General features: G+C 34.1%; 25 protein-coding genes. 8 read left to right on the top strand and 17 right to left on the bottom strand.

Annotated features, from left to right (window positions below; all coding sequences use genetic code 11):
• The first annotated feature begins 171 nt into the window (after positions 1-171).
• Positions 172-1,212 (top strand): YkvI family membrane protein, encoded by a 1,041-nt coding sequence (locus F0362_RS10085; protein ID WP_000370197.1) that lies wholly within the window; start codon positions 172-174, stop codon positions 1,210-1,212.
• A 36-nt stretch (positions 1,213-1,248) separates the two neighbouring features.
• Here the strand turns inward: F0362_RS10085 and F0362_RS10080 are convergent, their stop codons facing one another.
• The 5 genes from F0362_RS10080 to F0362_RS10055 form a co-directional block, all read right to left on the bottom strand.
• On the bottom strand, positions 1,249-1,614 hold the full coding sequence (locus tag F0362_RS10080) for a DUF3979 family protein (RefSeq protein WP_000965090.1): 366 nt from the start codon (positions 1,612-1,614) through the stop codon (positions 1,249-1,251).
• A 255-nt stretch (positions 1,615-1,869) separates the two neighbouring features.
• Positions 1,870-2,175: a hypothetical protein gene (locus F0362_RS10075; RefSeq protein WP_000539579.1), complete on the bottom strand. Its 306-nt coding sequence runs from the start codon at positions 2,173-2,175 to the stop codon at positions 1,870-1,872.
• Positions 2,176-2,388: 213 nt separating this feature from the next.
• Complete coding sequence (locus tag F0362_RS10065; RefSeq protein WP_000040625.1) at positions 2,389-4,371, bottom strand: methyl-accepting chemotaxis protein; 1,983 nt, start codon at positions 4,369-4,371, stop codon at positions 2,389-2,391.
• 208 nt (positions 4,372-4,579) lie between these two features.
• Complete coding sequence (gene rsgA, locus F0362_RS10060) at positions 4,580-5,632, bottom strand: ribosome small subunit-dependent GTPase A (protein ID WP_001073071.1); 1,053 nt, start codon at positions 5,630-5,632, stop codon at positions 4,580-4,582.
• A gap of 182 nt (positions 5,633-5,814) precedes the next feature.
• A complete protein-coding gene (locus F0362_RS10055; protein WP_001019819.1) occupies positions 5,815-6,342 on the bottom strand; it encodes a DinB family protein in 528 nt (175 codons plus the stop codon).
• A 194-nt stretch (positions 6,343-6,536) separates the two neighbouring features.
• Here F0362_RS10055 and F0362_RS10050 point away from each other — a divergent pair, with 194 nt between their 5' ends.
• Both F0362_RS10050 and F0362_RS10045 read left to right on the top strand, forming a co-directional pair.
• Positions 6,537-6,884: a DUF4257 domain-containing protein gene (locus F0362_RS10050; protein WP_000426317.1), complete on the top strand. Its 348-nt coding sequence runs from the start codon at positions 6,537-6,539 to the stop codon at positions 6,882-6,884.
• An 84-nt stretch (positions 6,885-6,968) separates the two neighbouring features.
• Complete coding sequence (locus tag F0362_RS10045; protein ID WP_000162608.1) at positions 6,969-7,193, top strand: hypothetical protein; 225 nt, start codon at positions 6,969-6,971, stop codon at positions 7,191-7,193.
• A gap of 246 nt (positions 7,194-7,439) precedes the next feature.
• Here the strand turns inward: F0362_RS10045 and F0362_RS10040 are convergent, their stop codons facing one another.
• Complete coding sequence (locus F0362_RS10040) at positions 7,440-8,375, bottom strand: aldo/keto reductase (RefSeq protein ID WP_000874084.1); 936 nt, start codon at positions 8,373-8,375, stop codon at positions 7,440-7,442.
• Between the two features lie 108 nt (positions 8,376-8,483).
• Between F0362_RS10040 and F0362_RS10035 the strand changes: the two genes are divergently transcribed.
• Complete coding sequence (locus tag F0362_RS10035) at positions 8,484-8,792, top strand: ArsR/SmtB family transcription factor (RefSeq protein WP_001259900.1); 309 nt, start codon at positions 8,484-8,486, stop codon at positions 8,790-8,792.
• Between the two features lie 40 nt (positions 8,793-8,832).
• Here the strand turns inward: F0362_RS10035 and F0362_RS10030 are convergent, their stop codons facing one another.
• The 3 genes from F0362_RS10030 to F0362_RS10020 all read right to left on the bottom strand — a co-directional run bounded on the left by F0362_RS10030 (position 8,833) and on the right by F0362_RS10020 (position 12,326).
• On the bottom strand, positions 8,833-9,783 hold the full coding sequence (locus tag F0362_RS10030; RefSeq protein ID WP_001089054.1) for a serine protease: 951 nt from the start codon (positions 9,781-9,783) through the stop codon (positions 8,833-8,835).
• Between the two features lie 260 nt (positions 9,784-10,043).
• A complete protein-coding gene (locus F0362_RS10025) occupies positions 10,044-10,331 on the bottom strand; it encodes an AbrB/MazE/SpoVT family DNA-binding domain-containing protein (protein WP_000648323.1) in 288 nt (95 codons plus the stop codon).
• Between the two features lie 114 nt (positions 10,332-10,445).
• The gene (locus F0362_RS10020; RefSeq protein WP_098141786.1) at positions 10,446-12,326 is read right to left on the bottom strand and encodes an FtsX-like permease family protein; all 1,881 of its coding nucleotides are present in this window, start codon (positions 12,324-12,326) and stop codon (positions 10,446-10,448) included.
• Positions 12,327-12,599: 273 nt separating this feature from the next.
• Here F0362_RS10020 and nadE point away from each other — a divergent pair, with 273 nt between their 5' ends.
• The gene (nadE, locus tag F0362_RS10015) at positions 12,600-13,418 is read left to right on the top strand and encodes an ammonia-dependent NAD(+) synthetase (protein WP_000174902.1); all 819 of its coding nucleotides are present in this window, start codon (positions 12,600-12,602) and stop codon (positions 13,416-13,418) included.
• Between the two features lie 42 nt (positions 13,419-13,460).
• Here nadE and F0362_RS10010 read toward each other — a convergent pair whose 3' ends face one another.
• The 4 genes from F0362_RS10010 to F0362_RS09995 all read right to left on the bottom strand — a co-directional run bounded on the left by F0362_RS10010 (position 13,461) and on the right by F0362_RS09995 (position 16,414).
• On the bottom strand, positions 13,461-13,922 hold the full coding sequence (locus tag F0362_RS10010; RefSeq protein ID WP_000796418.1) for an NUDIX hydrolase: 462 nt from the start codon (positions 13,920-13,922) through the stop codon (positions 13,461-13,463).
• Positions 13,923-14,051: 129 nt separating this feature from the next.
• Positions 14,052-14,249 carry a DUF4083 domain-containing protein gene (locus F0362_RS10005; protein ID WP_000362874.1) on the bottom strand — a complete coding sequence of 66 codons (198 nt, stop codon included), beginning with the start codon at positions 14,247-14,249 and terminating at the stop codon, positions 14,052-14,054.
• Positions 14,250-14,350: 101 nt separating this feature from the next.
• Positions 14,351-15,511 (bottom strand): transglutaminase domain-containing protein, encoded by a 1,161-nt coding sequence (locus F0362_RS10000; protein WP_000520819.1) that lies wholly within the window; start codon positions 15,509-15,511, stop codon positions 14,351-14,353.
• A 150-nt stretch (positions 15,512-15,661) separates the two neighbouring features.
• Positions 15,662-16,414, bottom strand: coding sequence for a YwqG family protein (locus F0362_RS09995; RefSeq protein WP_000368922.1), 753 nt, complete (start codon positions 16,412-16,414; stop codon positions 15,662-15,664).
• A gap of 224 nt (positions 16,415-16,638) precedes the next feature.
• Between F0362_RS09995 and F0362_RS09990 the strand changes: the two genes are divergently transcribed.
• Positions 16,639-16,785, top strand: coding sequence for a YjcZ family sporulation protein (locus F0362_RS09990; RefSeq protein WP_000540425.1), 147 nt, complete (start codon positions 16,639-16,641; stop codon positions 16,783-16,785).
• Positions 16,786-16,866: 81 nt separating this feature from the next.
• Positions 16,867-17,832 carry a patatin-like phospholipase family protein gene (locus F0362_RS09985; RefSeq protein WP_000686786.1) on the top strand — a complete coding sequence of 322 codons (966 nt, stop codon included), beginning with the start codon at positions 16,867-16,869 and terminating at the stop codon, positions 17,830-17,832.
• 105 nt (positions 17,833-17,937) lie between these two features.
• Here the strand turns inward: F0362_RS09985 and F0362_RS09980 are convergent, their stop codons facing one another.
• Both F0362_RS09980 and F0362_RS09975 read right to left on the bottom strand, forming a co-directional pair.
• Positions 17,938-18,105 (bottom strand): DUF3933 family protein, encoded by a 168-nt coding sequence (locus F0362_RS09980; protein WP_000816372.1) that lies wholly within the window; start codon positions 18,103-18,105, stop codon positions 17,938-17,940.
• A 12-nt stretch (positions 18,106-18,117) separates the two neighbouring features.
• Positions 18,118-19,563: an aminotransferase-like domain-containing protein gene (locus tag F0362_RS09975; RefSeq protein WP_002047855.1), complete on the bottom strand. Its 1,446-nt coding sequence runs from the start codon at positions 19,561-19,563 to the stop codon at positions 18,118-18,120.
• A 119-nt stretch (positions 19,564-19,682) separates the two neighbouring features.
• Here F0362_RS09975 and F0362_RS09970 point away from each other — a divergent pair, with 119 nt between their 5' ends.
• A complete protein-coding gene (locus F0362_RS09970; protein WP_001287314.1) occupies positions 19,683-20,300 on the top strand; it encodes a LysE/ArgO family amino acid transporter in 618 nt (205 codons plus the stop codon).
• A 48-nt stretch (positions 20,301-20,348) separates the two neighbouring features.
• Here F0362_RS09970 and F0362_RS09965 read toward each other — a convergent pair whose 3' ends face one another.
• Together F0362_RS09965 and F0362_RS09960 are read right to left on the bottom strand one after the other, a co-directional pair.
• Entirely contained in the window at positions 20,349-21,578 is a 1,230-nt protein-coding gene (locus tag F0362_RS09965) for a bacillibactin exporter BcbE (RefSeq protein WP_033658409.1), read from the bottom strand.
• Between the two features lie 236 nt (positions 21,579-21,814).
• Positions 21,815-22,021 (bottom strand): alpha/beta-type small acid-soluble spore protein, encoded by a 207-nt coding sequence (locus F0362_RS09960; RefSeq protein WP_000113546.1) that lies wholly within the window; start codon positions 22,019-22,021, stop codon positions 21,815-21,817.
• Positions 22,022-22,088: the final 67 nt, after the last annotated feature.

Genomic DNA, 22,088 nt, shown 5'->3' with positions numbered 1-22,088 from the left:
CCTACCCTTTCGAATGATTGGCTCATATGTAACAAAGTTTTAACACCTTTAATATTTCCCTAATATCATACAATTCATGTATTTTTTCAACTACTTCATATGTCTAATCGTCCAAGCTGCTACATATGCATTATAGTAAGTCAAGCTCATCATAGAAGAAAGAGGGATAACATGGACAATCAACAATGGCAAGTAGCAAAGAAAGTTGCTGCTACTTATATCGGAACTGTCGTTGGAGCTGGATTTGCTACTGGACGAGAAATTGTTGAATTCTTTACAGTGAACGGATTATACGGAACAATTGGTATATGTGTAAGTGGATTTTTTTTTATTTGGCTCGGCACAAAGATGATGTTACTTTCATCACAAATCGGGGCATTTTCAGCGCAAGATTTTAACAAATATTTATTTGGAGATGTATTCGGAAATGTTGTAAATACATTATTACTACTCGTATTATTTGGTGTAACGAGCGTTATGCTATCAGGGGCTGGGGCGGTATTTGAAGAGCAACTTCGTTTACCAAGACAACTCGGTATTCTCATTACAGTTATCGCCTGTCTCATTATAGGTAGCCGCGGATTACAAGGTGTTTTTGAAGTAAATACACTTGTCGTACCTATTATGATGATATTTATTATAGGACTTGCTATTACAACCTTTTTCCACAGTACAACACCTATTAGTAATACTATTCCTGCAGAGAGCTGGAATATGAAGTGGATTACTAGCCCTATTACATATGTCGCTTTAAATCTTTCTCTCGCCCAAAGCGTTCTCGTCCCGTTAGCCGGTGAAGTAAAGGATCGAAAAGCCATTTTGTGGGGTGGAATTTTAGGTGGTGCAGGACTTTCTTTAATTTTATTATGCAGCCATTTAGCTATCTTATCAGTCGACCAATTTTATCAATACAATATCCCAATGGCTGAAGTCATAAGAAGATTTAATGCAACTTTTCACTTTTTCTTTGTTCTTATTATTTTCGGTGAAGTGTTTACAACTTTAGTTGGTAATGTGTTCGGGATGACAAAACAAATGCAATCTATCACTGGGTGGAAAAGTAACAATATTATTTTCTTCATTTTACTAATTAGTTATTGCTTTAGTTACATCGGTTACAGTGAACTACTCCACATTCTATATCCAATCATCGGATGGGTAAGTATCGTTCTACTTCCAATCATTGCTTTTAAACAACTTCAAAAAACATAAAGAAAGCATCCATTTTATTGGATGCTTTCTTTATGTTCATTCACAATCATCACATATTTCCCAGTACGGTCCCATTTCCAATGCCAAATATGGCTTTAATTGCAATCGAATCATTCGACTAGGCATGCGCTCTAAAACGAATTGAATCCCTTCTTCATCCTCGTCTAATTCAACTTTTGAAATAGCAATTCTTTGCATAGTAGAAATAGGAATTCCATCTTTATATAAAGTGATTTTCACCTCATCATATTCATTAAAATACAATTCAATACTCATTTGATTTTTCAACATTTCATCAACAATTTCATATTTATCATTTTGTTCTTGGATTATATATTTCCAGCCACCTCTATCTTTTTTTGGAGCTGCTTGAAATAATGTCATCAAATCCTCGTATAGCATAAGATAACCCCTCTCTTACTAAAAAACGATGAGTATTTTATATACCCTTTATCTCTATCACTATCCATAGTCATTGTACCATATATCACCGTTCTTACCGTATTCATTTGCTTCATTAATACTTACAAAACACTTTATTCTATCTTCATTATTATGTATCTTAGTCCGTTACTTACTATTCTACTGTAAGTTTTATTCAACACCTATTTTTTATTTGCTCATAACAAAAAAGAAGAGTGATATATATCACTCTCCCTAAATAAATTTCCCTGTAGCTGCTATTGCTAATACTATAATTAAAATTGTAAATAATAATGAGACAATTAAACTAAAAATGGGTAATGCTTTCTTTTCATTCTTCTTAAAAAGTAACTTTAAACTAAGAAGGATGTTTACTGGTACGAGTATGAAATAGAAATATTTAACAATTTGCACCGAGCTATCCGAAAGTGTTTTTAAAATAAACACTTCAATTAGAAACACCACAAAAAATGAAATACTTAGCCAAAATGAGACATAACTAAGCCAAGAATGTCTTTTTGTACCCCAATACACTCCCATAATAATCTCCTTTATTTGTATTCTATATGATTGTAATTATACACAAAGTTAACAAATACCTCTATTTTTCGACAAATAATATGAGAAATTCAGTTTTAAACATCATTAAGCTATTCTCCATCCTCATTCATTATAAGCATAAATTCATCGCAGTTATTGCGTAAAAAAAAGACTGCCCCAATAGCATTCTGCTATTGGGGCAGTCTTTCTCTTTTAAACTTTAAATCTTTCAATTAATCCTTGCAACTCTTCAGCCATTTGAGATAATGTACCAGCTGCGGAACCAATTTCCTCCATCGAAGCTAATTGTTCTTCAGCAGACGCTGCGACACTTTGTGTACTCGTCGCATTATTCTGTGCTGTCATTGCAATTTGCCCGACTGAAATAGATACTTCATTGGCACCTTTTGACATCCCATTAGCCGTTTCAACCATCGTTTTAATTTGATTAGCAATTTCATTTGTAGATTGTAAAATCTCAGCAAAATTTTGCTTCGTTTCATTTGCAATAACTAGTCCAGATTGAACTTCTTTATTTACATGACCCATAGATTTTACTGTCTTACTCATATCATCTTGTATTTCACATATTAATTTACTAATTTCACTGGAAGATACGCTAGATTGCTCTGCCAATTTACGTACTTCATCTGCAACGATCGCAAATCCTCTTCCGTGCTCACCAGCTCTTGCAGCTTCAATTGCAGCATTTAAAGCAAGAAGATTTGTTTGATCTGCAATATTTTGGATTACTTCTAATATTTCACCAATTTGCTTTGATTTATTATTTAATAACTGTATAACTGCATCGGATTGTGAAACAGATTCTGCAATAGACTGCATTTGATTAACTGTTTTCCCTACTAACTTTCCACCATCTTCTGCTTTTTCACGAGTATGAGTAGAAGCCGTATTAATAGATGATGAACTATTTGCTACATGCTGAATTCCTTCTGTTACATCAAACAGTAACATTGCACCATTTTCTACACTTGTTGTTTGCGTCGTTGCCCCACTTGATATTTCATCCATTGCCATTGTAATTTGTTCCGTTGCTTCACTCGCTTGTCTTACACTAGCAGTTAGCTCTTCTGATGCCGCTGCAACATGCCCGGCCGAATCATTAATTCTTCCAATTAACGTTCGTAGTGAATCTGTCATCTCATTAAATCCTTTTGCAAGTTGACCAATTTCATCGTTTGAATGAATTTCAATTGTTTGCGTTAAATCTCCTTCACTTATTTCTTTAGAAGTGGCAACTAATCTCTTTAAAGGTTTTGTAATAGAAAGCGTTACGAAATAAATAAGTGCCCCTCCTACAACTAGTGAAATAATCATAACAATTAACATATTATAAAATACAGGCTGAGCAGCTTCGATTATTTCATTTGAGTACATCGTTCCACCGATTTTCCAACCTGTTTTTAAATTTGTAGCAAATACCATTTTCTTTTCACTACCGTCATACGTGTATGAAAAAGCGCCCTGATTATCTTCGTAAATTCTCTTTGCCCAAGAATCAGCTGCTTTATCACCTGATTTTTCTTGCGGGTGAGCAATTATTTTTTGTTTTCCATCTAAAATGAAAGTATATCCTTTTTTACCAATATTGATTAACTTTGTTGTTTTCAATAAACTCTCTAAACTTAAATCTACCGCAACAACACCATTTTTATCTTCTGTTTGTTTCGCAATCGTTACGACAATATGTCCATTTCCTTTTGCCTTATACGGTTCAGTGACCACGATTCCACCTTGTTTACTCACTGCATCTTTATACCAAGAACGAGTTGTTGGATCATAATCTGCTGCCATTTGTATATTGGGTTCTTGCACAAATTTCTTATCATTGCCGGCAACATATACTTGTTCAATATCTTTATTTAAATTAATATACTGAGATAACACCTTTCTTAATTCATCTTGATTATCTCCTTGATACATATCACTATGAACCACTCGTGCAAAGTTATTTATTTCGTTAAATTTCGCCTCAATCATTTGATTGATTAAATTATCTAATATTTTTATATTATCGTGAGCACTACTCGTAATTTGTGATTCAAAATTCTTTTTAGCCGTTTGATAAGACATTCCTCCAATAATAGAGACAGCTGCAATTAAAATTACCAAAAATGAAATTAATAGCTTTTTTGCTACTTTTATATCTCGAAACCACCTTAACAGTTTACTCATTATAAACCTCCTACATTTAAATATTAAGTTTTAAGGATGAATAACTAATTATGAATATATCCCATTCCCTATCCTCTATTTTTACAATTCGTTTTTCATAAACACCTTGTAAAGTTTAAACAAATATTCCCCCTTTGTCTATATATATGAATAATATTATTATAAAATTTACAAATACAAAAAACCAAAGGAATAGTCCTTTGGTTTTTTACATTTTTTTATGTTGTTTAGAAATCTTCTTCCACTTATCACGCTCAGCTCTTGCGAGAATAGCATCTTGTTTTCTCATAAAATACGCCAATTCTCTTTGCAACTTTTTATAGCTTTGCAAACGATTTATCTTCATTAGCCCGTTATCAATTGCTTTATGCACTGCGCATCCTGGTTCATTTTCATGTTTACAATCTCGGAAGCGGCATGTTTTTGCAAATTCTTCAATATCAGAAAATGTTGTCTGGATTGCATCGCTTCCTTCCCAAAGCTGTAACTCTCTCATGCCAGGAGTATCAATGACTAAGCCCCCACTCGGTAGTTGGAACAGCTCACGATGAGTTGTCGTATGTCGCCCTTTACTATCTTCCTCACGTATATCTCCCGTTTTCGCTATCTCAATTCCTACGAGTGCATTTAACAAAGTAGATTTTCCAACCCCTGATGAGCCGACTAAAGCAATTGTTTTTCCTGAAGCAACAAATTGTTGTAACGAGTCAATACCTCTATGCTCTAAACTATCGACGACGAAGATCGGAACACCAATTGCAACAGCTTCCGTTTCTACAATTTTTTGTTCCACATCTTCACATAAACTACTTTTTGTTAAAACAATAACAGGCATTGCACCACTTTCATACGCTAATAGTAAATAACGCTCCAACCTTCTTACGTTAAAATCATGGTTAAGTGCATTCACTAAAAATAAATAATCAACATTTGCTGCAATAATTTGTTCTTCAGTTCTATTACCAGCTTCTTGTCTTGAAAAAGAACTTCTTCTCGAAAAAATACGATGAATGATTGCCTTTTTCTCATTTTCTATTTTCTTTATATACACCCAATCACCAACTGCTGGGTAATCTCCTTTCGTTACCGCTTCATGTCGAAACTTCCCAGACAGTTCTGCCATATATTCACCGTCATTACAAATAATGCGATATATATGCTTATGCTCAAGTAAAATACGCCCTACTTCATAATTCTGCTCTACAGCTTGCTCTTCAAAAAATGAATCCCAGCCGAACGACTCTAAAATATTTTGATTCAAATCAATATCCTCCCTAGTTTGTACTAAGTGGAAGGATTGCGAACTATCTTATATAATATCGCCCTTTCCATCCACGTTTGTATTTAATTTATTATTCATTACAGTCATATTCGCCATAATACATCACTCCGATCTTATTTTAATTACTCTCATTATATGGAATATTAATTTAAAAAGCTACTTTATTTGACGTAATTTTCAAATAAATCTCTCTTTAACATTCTAATTTGTCCACGGTGATTAATTTCATCTTCTATCACATGAAACCAAAGATAGTGCTGGTTATACGCTACATCGTTAGGCCACTTTCTTTCTGACATTAGCCATGTATCATCTACTTTACTCAAATACTTTAGCGACTCTTCTCGAACACTTTGCAAAAGTTGTACATAATACTGTATTTCATGACCATGAATCGTTCTCCCAACTTCCCCTAAATACAGTGCATCTTCCCATATTTCTAATTCTTCTTTTGTAAAGTCACGATTTTGAAATGAAATAAGCTGATGGGCTTTTTCTATAGATGCCATATGTTTTAATAAGGCGCCAATTGAATTCCCACCACTCGGCATAATTAAATCTAATTGCTCAACTGATAGATTTTCTATTTCCTGTAATGTTACCGCCCTCGTATGCTCCAGCATACTCACTAATTCCCCTATATTTTTCGTATAACCATCCACACTTCTTATTCGATACTCTATATTCATATCACACACCTCTTTCTGTATTCATATTATTGTAAATATGATTCATATAATAGACTGAAATATATCAGAATTTTCTGTTATAATTAAATTGAATAAGATTTACCCAAACAAACTTTCTCAATATGCTTATATGAAATATGAAAAGGAATCAATATGAAAAAATCGAATCTTATTCACTAAAAGGAGTGGATTCGATGGAAATGTATCAATGGCTAACCGCAGTTCTCGTTGGTGGCATTACTGGCTTCGTTTCCCATCTAATCAATAACCAAGGTAAGTTATTGCTTCCACGCCGTTTGAAAACTTTTTTTCATTTTGGATTTTTAACTGATATTTTCACTGGTAGCCTAGCCGCACTTCTTGGACTCGTTTTATTCGATGTCACCGCAATAAAGGAAATTATAAAAGTCTCCATTGTGACTGCTATTTCCGGTCAAACTTTTTTACTTCACCAAGCTCTAGGTGGTGAGCAGGCTAAAAATACGCAAATTGGAAAAGCTGATGAGAAGATTCAAGAAATTGACAAATTATTACGACGTTAGTCTATACTTTCTTTAAAAATTATTGTTATAATGAAAAATATATATTTTCTATTGCGTCGTTTGTCAGAAGAAAGGGTGTTTCGTATGACAAAAAAGAAAATAGAAGATTTCTTAACAAACACCGAAAAAGAGGAACTGCTAGAAAACTATAAATGTTTACGAGAAGCCCGCACAAAAAGCGAAGCTAACTATTTTGGTGAAGAAGTAAACCATCTACTAAATAAAGCAAAACAGCGAATTATTAAAGATGCAGGCATACATGATGAAAATGCAGCAACTGTTCAATCAAAGAGAAAAGCACTGTTTTAGTTATATTAGCTAAAACAGTGCTTTTTATTTACAAAGATTTTCACCATAAGCATTTTTCACATTACTTTCACATCTATTTCACAAATATAAGTAATCCTATATGTTAAACTAAGTATATCCTTTTCCAAGGAACTATATGCCGATATATAAATCCCTATCTTTATAGGGATTTTTTATTTTTATACTATATGCTGTTTATATAGTATAAAAGAAAAGGAGCTTAGCATGCGATCTTCCCCTTCCTCACTACTCTTCTAATATTAACTCGATTTCTTTCATTGCCCCTTCATTCAATGATACATCCACCGCTTTCACACTTTCTCTTATTTGCTCAGCCCGCTTTCCACCAGGTATAACAGTATCAATTCCTTCTTTATTTAATAACCATGCTAACGCTAAATGAGGCAATTCAATATTATTTTCTTTAGCTACGTCTTTTAACTTTTCAACTTTTTTAAAGTTACCTTTATATATATTTTCTTCAAATAGATTTACACTTTGACGCCAATCCCCTTTATACAAGTCGAAATCTTCTGTATATTTACCACCTAATATCCCAAAGGCTAGAGGCCCATACGGTATAAATGAAATACCTTCTTTTATACAATACGGCAATAGTTCTTCCTCGGCAGTACGATTTAACATATTGTAAGGCGATTGTACAACATCAATATGACCATGTTGATTCGCTTCTTTTAATTGTTCTATGTTTACGTTAGATATCCCAATTGAACGGATTTTCCCTTCTTCTTTTAGACGAATAAGCTCTCCGATTGAATCTATGTAACTTGTTTCAGGATTTATAAAGTGTAAATAATATAAATCAATATAATCTGTCTGTAACCTTCTTAAACTATTTTCCACAGCATTTCTTAAATAGCTTGGTTCATTGTTAATATACGTTTCTCCATTTAATAACGGCTGAATTCCACCTTTTGTAGCAAGTATAAGCTCATGACGTTTTCCCTTTAATACCTCTCCTACTAATTCCTCTGATCTACCGAAACCATATGAATCTGCTGTATCAAAAAATGTAATCCCTTGCTGAATAGCTTCTTCTACTAATCGCTTCCCTTCTTCTTCATTCACATCAGCATATAAATTATGTCCCCCTACTGCATTTGTACCTAAACCCAACTTTGAAATATTTAGTCCTGCCTTTTGCAATTTTATATACTTCATTTTTTCTCCCCCTTATATTTCTATTGTTCGAATATAATTGAACAATAGAAATATATCACTTTATATGCTATAGTGCAAATATGTTAACTTATACAAGTAGGTGAAAAAATGCGTACACTCTATCATCCAAATCGAGAAGAAATTCAATTTTCTTCTGTCCTATATGCACTTAGCGACCAAATTCGTTTACAAATTGTAAATATGTTACTAGAGAAAAACGAGCAATCTTGTGGTGCGTTAAACATTCCAATCGCAAAATCAACTTTATCTCACCATTTCAAAGTTTTACGTGAATCAGGTGTCATGTATACACGTCTTGAAGGAACACAACGTTTCATTTCAATTCGTGAAGATGACTTAAATGCTAGATTCCCGGGTTTATTAAACGTTGTATTACATGCGACAGAGCCATACTAAAAAACATCTCACTTACAAATGAGATGTTTTTTAGTATTTGTTATTCTTTTAATAGATCTATTAATCCATTCCCTTCAGTTGTACGCTCATATCCTAAAGGTACAGTTCTTTTAATAAGTTGCGCGTAAATTTCTGGCTCTGATAACTTTCTGCCATATTCTCTTTCGCACTGCTTAATGAGAAGTGCTAATGCACCAGCGACATGCGGCGTCGCCATTGAAGTTCCACTTAATACAGCATATTTCCCCTCTGGATACGTAGATAATATTTCATCACCTGGCGCTACTAAATCAATTTCTTGATTTGAATTACTAAAACATGCGATTTTCCGCTCTAAATTGACAGCACCAACTTCAATTACTTCAGCATAAGCACCTGGGAAATCTAGTTCCTCCGTATTATCATCACAATCTCCATCATTTCCTGCAGCACATACAACGAGAACATCTTGATTTACTGCATTTTGAATAGCTTCATGTAATTCCGGAACGTCTTGCGGACCACCAAGTGACATTGAAATAACTCTGACTTCTTCTTTATTAGGTCCTCTCCAATTTACAGCGTAATGAATCGCCTCAATAATTTGCTCATAGCTACCAGAACCATCTCCCGCTAAAACCTTTAACACCAGCATTTTAGCAAGAGGTGCGACTCCTAAAACACCGACATCATTTTCAGTCGCTGCAATCGTCCCCGCTACATGAGTCCCATGGCCGTTATTATCAAGGTAAATGTTCGGATCTCCTTCATAATCTTTCGTGAAATTTCTCCCACCAATAATACGATCTTTTAAATCTATATGATTAATATCACAACCTGTATCTAATACGGCAACGACAACATCTTTTCCTTTCGCACTCTTCTCCCATACTTGTGGAGCGTTAATCAGTTGTACACCTGGTGGAATTTCATTTACTTGTTCAACCACCTTATTTACGGTAAATGGAATCAATTGTATACCTTTTTGTTTATTCGCTGTACTACTGTTCATCGTAATCCCTCCTGAAAATATATTATTTTCATTTCAGACCACTATTGAATAGGTTTACATTTAACATTCGTTTTAACTGTTCTATTTTCCTTCATTTTAAATGTTTCTCAATATAACTTACTAACATTTATCCCGTGCTTTGCAGGCAATAACAGTTCAAATCATTCAACGAATGTATAAAAATAAAAGGACCATTAAATGGCCCTTTTATAGTTTTTTTAAAGAATGATATATAATCTTTAAAATATTATAAATGAAAACTAAATCTCACTTTTTTTTAAAAACTTCTCTATTTCTTTTATTAAATGTTTCGCTCCATCTATACTAACAGTAATGTTTCCATTTGCTAATGATATGTTCTGATCTGAAACATCACCTGTTATTTGACAAGCATTGTAAGGTTCATATTTTTGTAAAATGACTTTATCTTCATCTACGAAAATTTCAAGTGGTGATTTAATTTGTATACCTAATACATCTCTTAATTCTTTAGGAATAACAATTCGTCCTAATTCGTCTACTTTTCGAATAACTCCTGTTGCTTTCATATTACTCCCCCCTTACTCTCTATTAATTTTCCACCTCGCTTTTTCCATTTTATCACTTTTTGGCAATACTTGTATCTTTTTAGAAAATTTTGTACTCAAGTTAAAAAAACACAGTTAACGAATACGTAATCTCTCTTTCAATTGTTTTAAATAACGAGATCGTATTATTAAGAAGTATACAACTTGAATTCCTACGAAAATACTTAATACAATTGTATTTTCTTTAAACAGTGAGTACTCAAACATCTGTCCTAACGCAGTTAACGCTACTGCCCCATGTAATGTTGCAACACCTATCGGAACGAAGAATAAAAGTGCCAATCGAATTGTAACTACTTTCGATAATTCCCCACTCGTTAAGCCAACTTTTCGAATCATTTCAAATAACCGAGTATCATCCTCCAAATCAGAAAATAAACGGAAGTAAAGGAAGCTTCCTGCACATACGAAAAATACAATACCAATAAAGAAACCTACAAATAAAATTGGTCCTGCGATTTGTAAACTTTGGTTTTGTTCGTACTCTTCTGCACTAAACGTTGCATGTTCTTCATAAGGCTTCATCTGACTCGTAAGTTCTTTACCAACCTCAATTTCATCTTTCATTCCTTCAGTTTTATACATATAATCTTTTGTTTCTATAAATCCACCTTGTAATGAATCATATTGATTATTAGGGATTACATAAACATTTCCTCTTAATATTTTCCCCAATGAAGACGAAGTAACTTTTTTCACTTTTAAATGTTCATTCATATTAGGTAAAGTAATTTCTTTTCTTTCTTTCATCGGTGGTCCTGGTATTTCGGCCGACAAAAATAAAACCTCTTTATTTGCTACAGTATTAAATGGTTCTCCTGTTAACTTTGCATATTCCTTATACTCTGATTCTTTTATAAAAATGGCGCTTCTTAATGACTGCTCCTCCGTTTTCTTCGATGAGATATTAGTTTTTGAAGCTGCTATATTATGTTTTTTTAGTCCCTCATCGATGATCTTCAGATGCTGTGATTCATTACTATTCCCTTGCTTAGAGTGGTAATGAAACGCAATTGGTCTCTCCATAATCCCTTTCGTCATTGATGCAAAGCCAACTAATGTACCTATTGCCGAAAATGCTACAGTTGAAATTATCGTTACAATAAAGAACATTCTTGCGTTATCTCTCATACGGTACGCTAAATCTGACAACGTAATAATATTTGTCTGTGTCCAATAGAAACGTTTACTTTTTTTACATAGCCGAATAATAAAGACACTCAACTGCTTGTACAGCAAATACGTACCAATAATGACTACCGTTGTAACCGGAATCATCATCACAAATACCATAGCACCATGTGACATAAGAGCGCCTGTATAACCAGTACTAAGCAATACTACTGCTAATATAGAAGAAATACTCGATGCTTTCGGTTCTGGCTTCGCCTCTGCTGATCCTCTAAACAATTTCATAATATTATTTTTACGAACCATTCCGGCACTAAATAATGAAATAATCATAAATAATATGAAAAACATAATACTCGTTACAACAGCTGCTTTCATTGGAATGTAATAGGATAAGGAAATATCTAGTTTTAATATCATTGGGGCTACAAAAATTAATACTCCTGAAAACAACATACCTGAAAGAATCCCGAAAATAATTGCCCCTATTCCAATCATAATATTTTCAAAGAAGATAAGACGCTTTAATTGATATTTCGTCATACCAAGCATCATTAAAATTCCTAGTTCACGCTTTCTCGTTTTTAAAAACATTCCCATTGAATATAAAATAAAGAAGAATGTAAATACGTAAATAATAGACTGTGCAAACGACATACTTACAAATACATACTGTCCTAATTCTCCTGCACTTAATGCCGGATGAAACGCAAAAAACGAATATACAAAAAAGGCCATAATTGCAAATGCACTACTCAAAAAATATGCTGAATATGTCCGTCTATTTCGCGTTACATTCCGATATGCGAGTTCTCTAATGTTCATATTACTTCTCCGCCCTTCTACTAACTATGCTTTTATAGTAGTAAAGTAGGGAGATACCTTCCATCGATTCAAATGACAAAAACCTTACATTTTTGAAAGGTAAAAAAATTGCTTAAACGAAACAGTTTCATTATAATGACTACATTCATATTCATACACACATCCTATTGTATATTCGTTAGTTTTGCGAAATAATAAAGGATAGAAGTATGTACCAATATATACATAAAATTTTTTTATTTACCGCTTTAATATGAATAGGAGGAAAACATAATGACATTACAAGAACAGATTATGAAAGCATTACATGTTCAGCCTGTAATTGATCCGAAAGTAGAAATTCGTAAACGAGTTGATTTCTTAAAAGATTATGTAAAAAAAACAGGTGCGAAAGGATTTGTACTTGGAATTAGCGGCGGCCAAGACTCTACATTAGCAGGACGTTTAGCACAGCTTGCAGTTGAAGAAATTCGTAACGAAGGTGGTAACGTAACGTTTATCGCTGTACGTCTTCCTTACAAAGTGCAAAAGGATGAAGATGACGCACAATTAGCATTACAATTTATTCAAGCTGATCAATCAACTGCATTTGATATCGCTTCAACCGTTGATGCTTTTTCAAATCAATACGAGAACTTATTAGGTGAATCATTAACTGATTTCAATAAAGGTAACGTGAAAGCTCGTATCCGTATGGTTACACAATATGCAATTGGTGGACAAAAAGGTCTACTTGTTATCGGAACAGATCATGCTGCAGAAGCTGTAACAGGATTCTTTACAAAATTCGGAGATGGTGGTGCAGATTTATTACCATTAACGGGGTTAACGAAGCGCCAAGGACGTGCTTTATTACAAGAGTTAGGTGCAGATGAGCGACTTTACTTAAAAATGCCAACAGCTGATTTATTAGATGAAAAGCCAGGTCAAGCTGATGAAACAGAATTAGGCATTACTTACGATCAATTAGATGATTATTTAGAAGGTAAATCAGTTCCAGCTGACGTTGCAGAAAAAATCGAAAAGCGTTACACAGTGAGTGAACATAAAAGACAAGTACCAGCGTCAATGTTTGATGATTGGTGGAAATAGAACATAAAAAAGAAGCTAATCTTTTAGCTTCTTTTTTATATGTTAGCGATATACCCCTACTCTTTTCTCCAATAAATCTTGCAAGCAATCTTCATGTTGTTTACAAAATAACGGAGGCATTTTGTCTAATGGGAAAAATTTTAAATCTAACGTTTCATCACCGTCTATTTTTTTATTCCCTCCAACTATTGAGCATGAAAAGCACATCACAATTGTCTGTGCTTTATCTCCATTTGGATATGTTTGAAAATATTTTGTATACACTCCAATAAGCTCATGTATTTCTACATCATACCCAGTTTCTTCTTTTATTTCTCGAATCGCAGTTTCCGCAGCCGACTCTCCTATCTCCATTGCGCCACCTGGAAAGCCCCAAGCATTAAAGTCTCCTCTTTTTTGCAGTAATACTTCTCCCTCTTTATTAAACACAAAACCACCCGCAAAGTTTAAGAAAACATAATCATGTCCTACTTTTTCACGTAATTCTTTTATATAATCGGCCATTTCCTTTCCCCTTTTCATACGTCTTCCATCGTTATCTCGCTATTTGCCAGGCAGTAAGATCCCCACCTCAAAATGTAGCGGAAGCAAAGTAATTAGGTGGGAGATCAACTGCTCGTAAAAGCCTTCACTTTACTTCTTATTTATTTCTAGCAATTCAATAATTCGATCTAGCTTCTGATTCATATTGATAACATGTTGTTTTTTTGCAGCGCTACTTTGCAATAATCTTCTAATAAACAAAGTAAATGATAGGAAAAACAAAACGATAAGTCCGATTACTAAACAATTATATATCAATATAAAAATATTACTTTCGAACAAATCCATTTAAATTCCACATCCTTCCTTTTTATTTTATCACACAATTCTGTTTTTAAAAACGATACATAATAAAAAGAGCACCTTTTACAGATGCTCTTCTTCATTACTTAATACGTAAATGTAATTGTCGCTAATGAATAACCTGCCATTGCACTATATGGTGCTACTTGATAAGATACACGCTTTGCACCTTTTGGCCAATTTATTTCATTTAATACTTTCTTTATATCTTGCATTGTTCCATCCATGGACTGCTTATATCGTACTTCTACCTTTTCTGGTTTACTAGCAAATTGTTGCTGCAACTTTTGCTTAAATTCATTATAATTTTCCGCTCCATATTGTGCAGATAAGTATTGTAAATTTGTTTCTTTTAACATTTGCTCATATACGACGGTTTTTGAACTACCAGCTTTTATTTTGTTTGTTAACTCACCAAAGTAACTTGTAGTTGCCGCTGGATATTTACTACGATCCCAGTCGTGGTCTTTACTTAATTGTTCGTCAGACATATTAAAATATGAATATGTTACACGTCCAGCTTTATCTGGTACTGGATCATCGAATGTAGTATCAAGGTGGTACCATTTGTTTTCAATGTTCACTAAATTCCAAGCATGAGCTTGTCCATTTCCTGTACCAGTTACAATATGATTTTGAATACCTGCTTCTTTTAGTAATTCATATGTTAATAATGTATACCCTTGGCAAACAGCAGAACGGTTCGCTAACGCTTCATATGCTGTATACGCTTGATAAGAAGTGTCGTATGATACATGTTTCACAACATAATCATGAATAGCTTTTACTTTTTCATGCGCATCCATTCCTGGCTTTACAATTGAACTTATAATTGCTTTCGCCTGAGATTTTACATATTGTGTTTGCTCTTTTGATTCACGGTATTTCACTTGTAGTGTAAACGAATAGTTCCCTGGCATCCCTTTAATAGAATATCTAGTAGAGGCTACATTATATTTTACATACTCATCAGCATCTACGATTTTATTAAACTCGCCGTACAATTGGTCCATAATCTTTCTAGCATCTCTATCTTTTGTTTTATATGTGATTGTAATATTTTCTTCACGATTATCAATCTGTTTTTTTAGTTCTTTTCTGAAATCATCTAATAACTTTGCATCTGATTGTGTCGTCACTACAGTTGGATTCGTAGCTGCATAAGATACAGTTGACGATTGTAAGCCTCCCATTACAATCGTTGAACAAAGTGCGGCAGCTGTCATATACTTACTTGTCTTTCCCATCTTGTCACTCCTTATATTCTATAACTATACGAAAAAGTATCGTATAGTTTCAGAGTATACAATACTTTTCAAAATAGGTCATATGAGATTATGCATATTAATTAATTCACATAAAAAAGGTTACTCTTTTAAAAAGAGCAACCTTTTTTATTAACAAGTTTGTAACACACAGCATGTATTTTCAAAACGTCGATTTTTCAAATCTTCATTACCAATACAGAAATATAGCATTCCTAACTCTCCCCAAACCATATTACAATTTTTATGATCTGAATCGATTTGGAATAAAAGCGTCATTTGCTGTGGATCTATCCCCATATATTCTCCTGTCTCATGTAGTACTTCCTCTTGTACAGAGAATGGCTCACCAAACATTTGATGGTTATCGTAGTTATCTGGGATTAGTTCTTCAAGTAATTGCAAGAAACGATCTGAATCGGCCTCATCTTCAATGAAAAGTTCTGGTAATTTATACGTCAGTTCAAAAGTAATTGCGCATTGATTATATTTCGCTTGCGTTTCATCCGCTCTTCGTAATTGCTCTACTGGAACATCATAATAAAGTACGCGCCCAGCTTCCATTGGATTCACATCTTCTTCAAAGTAATTTTCAATGCTAAAGAAATATAACATTCCTGCCTTAGGTAGATTGTGATTCATACGAACGTTTTGTAAATCATTTAGATTAAATTGCGCGATAAAATGTAACGGATTTCCTTTATACATTGGATATTCAAATGTATCCGGTAAATCAGGAGCTCCCCCCATTTTTGAACTACCAATCGCAACCGTTTCTTGCTGCTCAGGCACAACTTTTACACAAGGAAATACAGTATTAATAAGTTCCTCTTTTAAATGTGTCAGTCCATATTTATCAATTAACACTTCAATTTTGTTATCCATATATTCTCCTTACATCTCTATACTTATTTGTATCATAGCACAAAGATTATACTCCATATATCACAAAATCAACAAGCCTTCCAAAAAACGGGCTTATCCCTCATACGCGAACAAGTTTAAAAAAGCATAGTATACATTGTTCCTACAAACACGATAGTTCTTTATTCCTTCCAGTACATTTTCCCTTCGTTCATTTTCATTTTTAATTTAAGGAGGAATTCCACATGGGTTACGGATATAGTTGCGGCGGTTACGGTTACGGCGGTAGTTGTGGTGGATGTGGTTATGGAGGTTTCGCTTTATTAATCGTTTTATTTATCCTTCTAATCATCATCGGAGCTAGCTGTTGGGGCGGCTTTGTAGGCTGCTAGTAAACTTAAAAACTATTGTAAAAAAGCACGTATATTACGTGCTTTTTTTACATTTTCATTTTTAGAAAGGAAGTATGTGCAATGAAAATTGATGGTGTTTTTGAAGGAGGCGGTGTGCGTGGAATTGCACATGTAGGGGCAATTTGCGCGTTAGCTGAAAAAGGGTATGAATGGGAGCGTGTAGCTGGAACATCGGCTGGTGCTATTATTGCAGCTCTTTTAGCTGCTGGCTATTCTTGTTCAGAATTAAAAACAATTATAACTGATATTGATTATAACAAATTTATGAAGAAAACTTTCCTTGATAGAATCCCGTTTATCGGTAAAGGAATAAGTGCATGGTCTACTCTAGGTATTTATTCCAATGTATTTATAGAAGAATGGCTTGAAGAATTACTACGAAAAAAAGGAATTCACTTATTTACAGATTTACCTGATTTAAACAAACTTAAAATTATTGCTTCTGATATAAGCAACGGTAAAATGGTTGTCTTTCCCGATGACTTGCCAAACTACGGATTTTTAAATTATCGCTTCTCGATTGCTAAGGCAGTAAGAATGAGTAGTACCATTCCTTTCTTCTTTGAACCAGTAAAATGGAGAACACCAAAATGGAAACAACCTTGTTATATGGTTGATGGTGGGATTTTAAGCAATTATCCCATTTGGATTTTTGACTCCCCTACCTCACCTCGCTGGCCAACTTTTGGATTTCATTTTGTAAAAGATGAAATTCAAGCTGATCCCGCCCATTATAAAGAGCCCATTTCCATGTTCAAAGGACTATTTAAAACAATGATGCAAGCTCATGATTTACGGCATTTAGATAAAGAATCAAAAGCAAGAACAATTACAATTCCTACAGGGACGATTACAAGTACAAATTTTGAATTAACGAAAGAGGAAAAAGAATGGCTTTACAATTCTGGTTATAACTCCGCAAATAAGTTTTTACAATCTTGGAACTTCAGACAATATGTTGATGAATATAGAAATGGAAATCAACATCGCAAAACCAATCGATTTTTCCGTCAGCTTGACTCATAATATTATTATTTTCATACGAGATTTCTTGACGCTTTAATAATAAATAAGCCTAGTAATTTCATATATTACTAGGCTTATTTACCAACTACGTACCCCACACATTGCTTACGGATAAGTTAACCCTTTCGCTTCTTCCGCGGTAATTACTATGTAACGATTTCCCGTTCTTAATCCTAGCAGTTCTGCTTTTTCGACTGCATCCTGCTTCGTCTCTGCATAAGCAGCTAAATATTTATCTCCATCGATAATTTGGCAAATTACATATTGTTTCATTACTTTCTCCTTTTACATTTTAATTAGTTGTGCAAGTTTTTTTATACCTATTTCAATTTCTTCTAACGTTGCATATGAATACGATAGTCGCAAAAATTGGTTTGCACTTCTATCATACAAAGTACCTGGATTTAATATAATCTTTTCTTGTAAAGCTTTGTCAAATAAGCTACGATTCGAAACGGGTACATTCATATGTAACCAAATATAAAAACCACCTGTCGGTTCATACCATGTTGCTATTTCACGACAATATTTCTCTAACATATGTAACATAAAATCTCTACGTTTCTTCAATTCATTTCTTACAAACTGTAAATGTTCATCATATAATCCATTTGTAAACCATTCTGCTGCAATTTGCTGGGATATAGAACTCGAACCATAATCTGTTTGCATTTTTATATCTGCCAACCTTTGAATTACTGATTCAGGTCCAACTATCCATCCAATTCTTAAACCTGGACTAATCACTTTAGACATACTCCCGATATATAGTACAATTCCGTTTTTATCATATGCTTTTAAAGGCTTTGAAACAGGCTCATCAAACCATAAGTCTTGATACACTGCGTCCTCTATAATAGGCAATCCAATTTCATTACATATCTCCATTACTTCTTTCCGCTTCTCTGCATTCATACTAAAGTTCGTCGGATTATGAAAAGACGGAATTGTATATAAAATAGATGCGTTAAATTGCTTCTTATATTTCGCAATATATGATGCATTTAATCCATTCTTATCCATTGGTATTCCAATTAAACGCATTCCTGCTGATTGAAAAACATTAAGCGAATATAAATAGGATGGTTTTTCTAGTAAAATCGATGCCCCTTTCGGAAGAAGCCCCATAGAAATAAGTTGCAACGCTTGAATTGCTCCTGAAACAATTAAAATAGAATTAGGAGATACATATACACCATGCCCTTTTAAGTAGCCCGCAATTTTCTCCCTTAAATAGAGATTTCCTTTCGGCTCTTCATACCCAAGTGGCACGTTTGATTGCAACAGCTTATTCATTATTAGTTTCATCTTTTTTTCAGGTAAGAGACTCGGCGCGAGTTCACCTGTTCCTAAACGAATTACATGCGGATAAAATTCAGCTTGATTAATATCTTGAATAGCAGGAAGGTTCGGATAATGAAGCCCTGTTTCTACATAAGACTGCCAATTAGGAGGCGGAGCATATGTTGAAGTGTTCTCATTATTATTTACAACAATCGTTCCCTTTCGGCCATTTCCCTCAATGTACCCTTTTACTGCTAGTTCATCGAAAGCCATTACAATTGTACTTCGATTCACACCAAATGTATGTGCCAAATCTCTTTGTGAAGGTAACTTTGTTCCAACAGTCCATTCTCCATTAACGATTCTTTCTTTTATATACGTTTCTATTTGTTTATACAAAGGAGACGCTAAAGACATATCAGGCTTCCAAACTAACCTTTCCATCATACATATCACCTTACATTCTTTTTGGTTGGTGACCTCCCCAACCATATGGATGGATACAAATTTTCATTTCTTCTATACAATATACACTATCATAATGAATTAAAGTAGGAGGTAATATAATGAGTGAAGCGATTATTCACGGTATCATCCTTGCATTTGGCCTTATCATTCCATTAGGTGTCCAAAATGTTTTCGTATTTAACCAAGGTGCGAGCCAACCTAATATTTGGAGGGCAGCCCCTGTAGTATTAACTGCTTCTCTATGTGATACGTTACTAATATTAATTGCAGTACAGGGTGTATCCCTTGTACTCCTTACTTTTTCTTGGCTAACGACGACATTATATACGATTGGATTTATCTTTCTCATATATATGGGCTTCGTTATTTGGAGAAGTAAGCCTTCCAAAGATGTAAAACAAGAAAAAAGCATGCCTTTAAAAAAACAAATTATTTTCGCTGTATCGGTTTCGTTATTAAATCCACATGCGATTTTAGATACGATCGGTGTAATTGGGACAAATTCTATTCAATATATAGGAAGTGAAAAATGGGCTTTTACATCTGCAACGATTATCATTTCTTGGATTTGGTTTATTAGCTTAGCTTTAGCTGGAAAGTTTTTAAAGAGGCTAGACTCAACTGGAAAGGCAATCGTATTATTAAACAAAATTTCAGGACTCGTCATATGGGGAGTCGCACTTTATATGTTAAAACAAGTTATTTTCCCTAACTAAATTAATAGGATTGCACGCTAATTATAGGCCATGCAATCCTATTTCAAATTATGCAGTCGGTTCTGGATTCTGTTTTATTGCCTTTTCATCTTTTGCTGGTTTAATCCAAATCATTGCTATAACGGCACCAATAACAGCGAAAATACTTGTCAAATAAAACACTTCATGGTCCGACCCTTTCATAAAAAATGAATATAGGGGTGGTCCAGCTGCTACACCGATAAATCGCATCGAACTATAAAATGACGTAACCGTGCCTCTCTGCTCCTTTTCAATCCCTTGTGTAATTAGGGCATCTAAACATGGGAGTGCCATACCAATTCCTACTCCCATAATAACGAGACATAGAAGTAGTAAATAGATCCCTTTTATAAATAAAGGGATTATAACTGATGCCGCAGCCAGTAAAAAGCCAATATAAATACACTTCTTCATAACATTTTGATTATCTCCAATTTTTTTACCAGCCATATATGAACTAATCGATAATACAAGCAAAGGAATAGCAAGTACACACCCTTTCCATATACCATGAATGTCATACTTTGACTCCAGTATAGTAGACAAATAAAAGAGAATTCCGAATAAAATAAGCATTATAATTGCACCTAGTGCAAAAATGGCAATTAACCATCTTCCCTTTTCTCGAAACGTAGAGATAATAGCTTGAATAAACTCTCTTAGTGGTGGTACTTCTCCTTCTTGTTTTTTTGCTTTTACTAGTACCAGTAATAAAACAATCGATACTACACATAAAACTGGAATCGCCCAAAATGGTAAGAACCATACAATGGCAGCTAGAGCAGATCCTAAAATAGGGCTGAGTACTTTTCCAAATGTATTTGATGTCTCAATGATTCCTAAACCTGCGCTAACCTGTTTTTCATCTTTGTATAAATCACCAACACACGGTATAACAACTGGCATTGCACCAGCAGCACCAATACCTTGAATCGCTCTACCGATAAGTATCCAAACGTAGGGATTATCAACTTTCCATGATACCCAACCAGTTACCGCTCCTCCGATAGCCGCAATCAGTAAACTCGGAACCATTACCATCTTCCGTCCCCATCTATCTGATAAATAACCAGCAATCGGTATAAGTAAAATTGCAACTATGGAGTAAATTGTAATAATCATGGATACTTGAAACGATGAAATATGTAATTTCTTTTCGATAGTCGGCAGTATTGGAATGAGCATTGAATTCCCTAATGTCATAACAAGTGGAACTGATGCAAGCGCAATTAAACAACAGTTTTCTTTTTTTAACATGTTGACTTCGGAACCTTTCATCATATATTTCTTACCATATAATAGCCCTGGTGGAACGTAATTTTTCATTCCACCAGGGCTATTACATCTTTACTACTTCCCATTCATAACGAAAGAAATTGGGTAAAATATAGTATTATTCCTATTGTTTGAATCCAGTTCGCTATATATCCATACCAATTAATTGAAAAAAAAAGAAAGGAAGAATCCTTCCTTTCTCCTATAACCTTCTACATTTAGCGAGTATATCCGCCACCAAGTTGTTGTTCTGCCATCGCTACAAGGCGTTTCGTGATTTCACCACCTACAGAACCGTTTGCACGTGAAGAAGTTTCAGCTCCAAGTTGTACACCAAACTCTTGTGCAATTTCATATTTCATTTGATCTAGAGCCGCTTGTGCTCCATGTGATGCTAATTGATTAGAATTACGATTTCTAGCCATTACCAATCACCTCCTTGATATATATATAAATTGTGCCAAATTCGAATTTAAATACATGGTAATTTTT

The organism is Bacillus sp. BS98 (genome assembly GCF_008432245.1).
Lineage (GTDB): Bacteria > Bacillota > Bacilli > Bacillales > Bacillaceae_G > Bacillus_A > Bacillus_A toyonensis.
The sequence above is the reverse complement of the archived record's forward strand: the minus strand, read 5'-3'. Positions and strand labels throughout refer to the sequence as shown.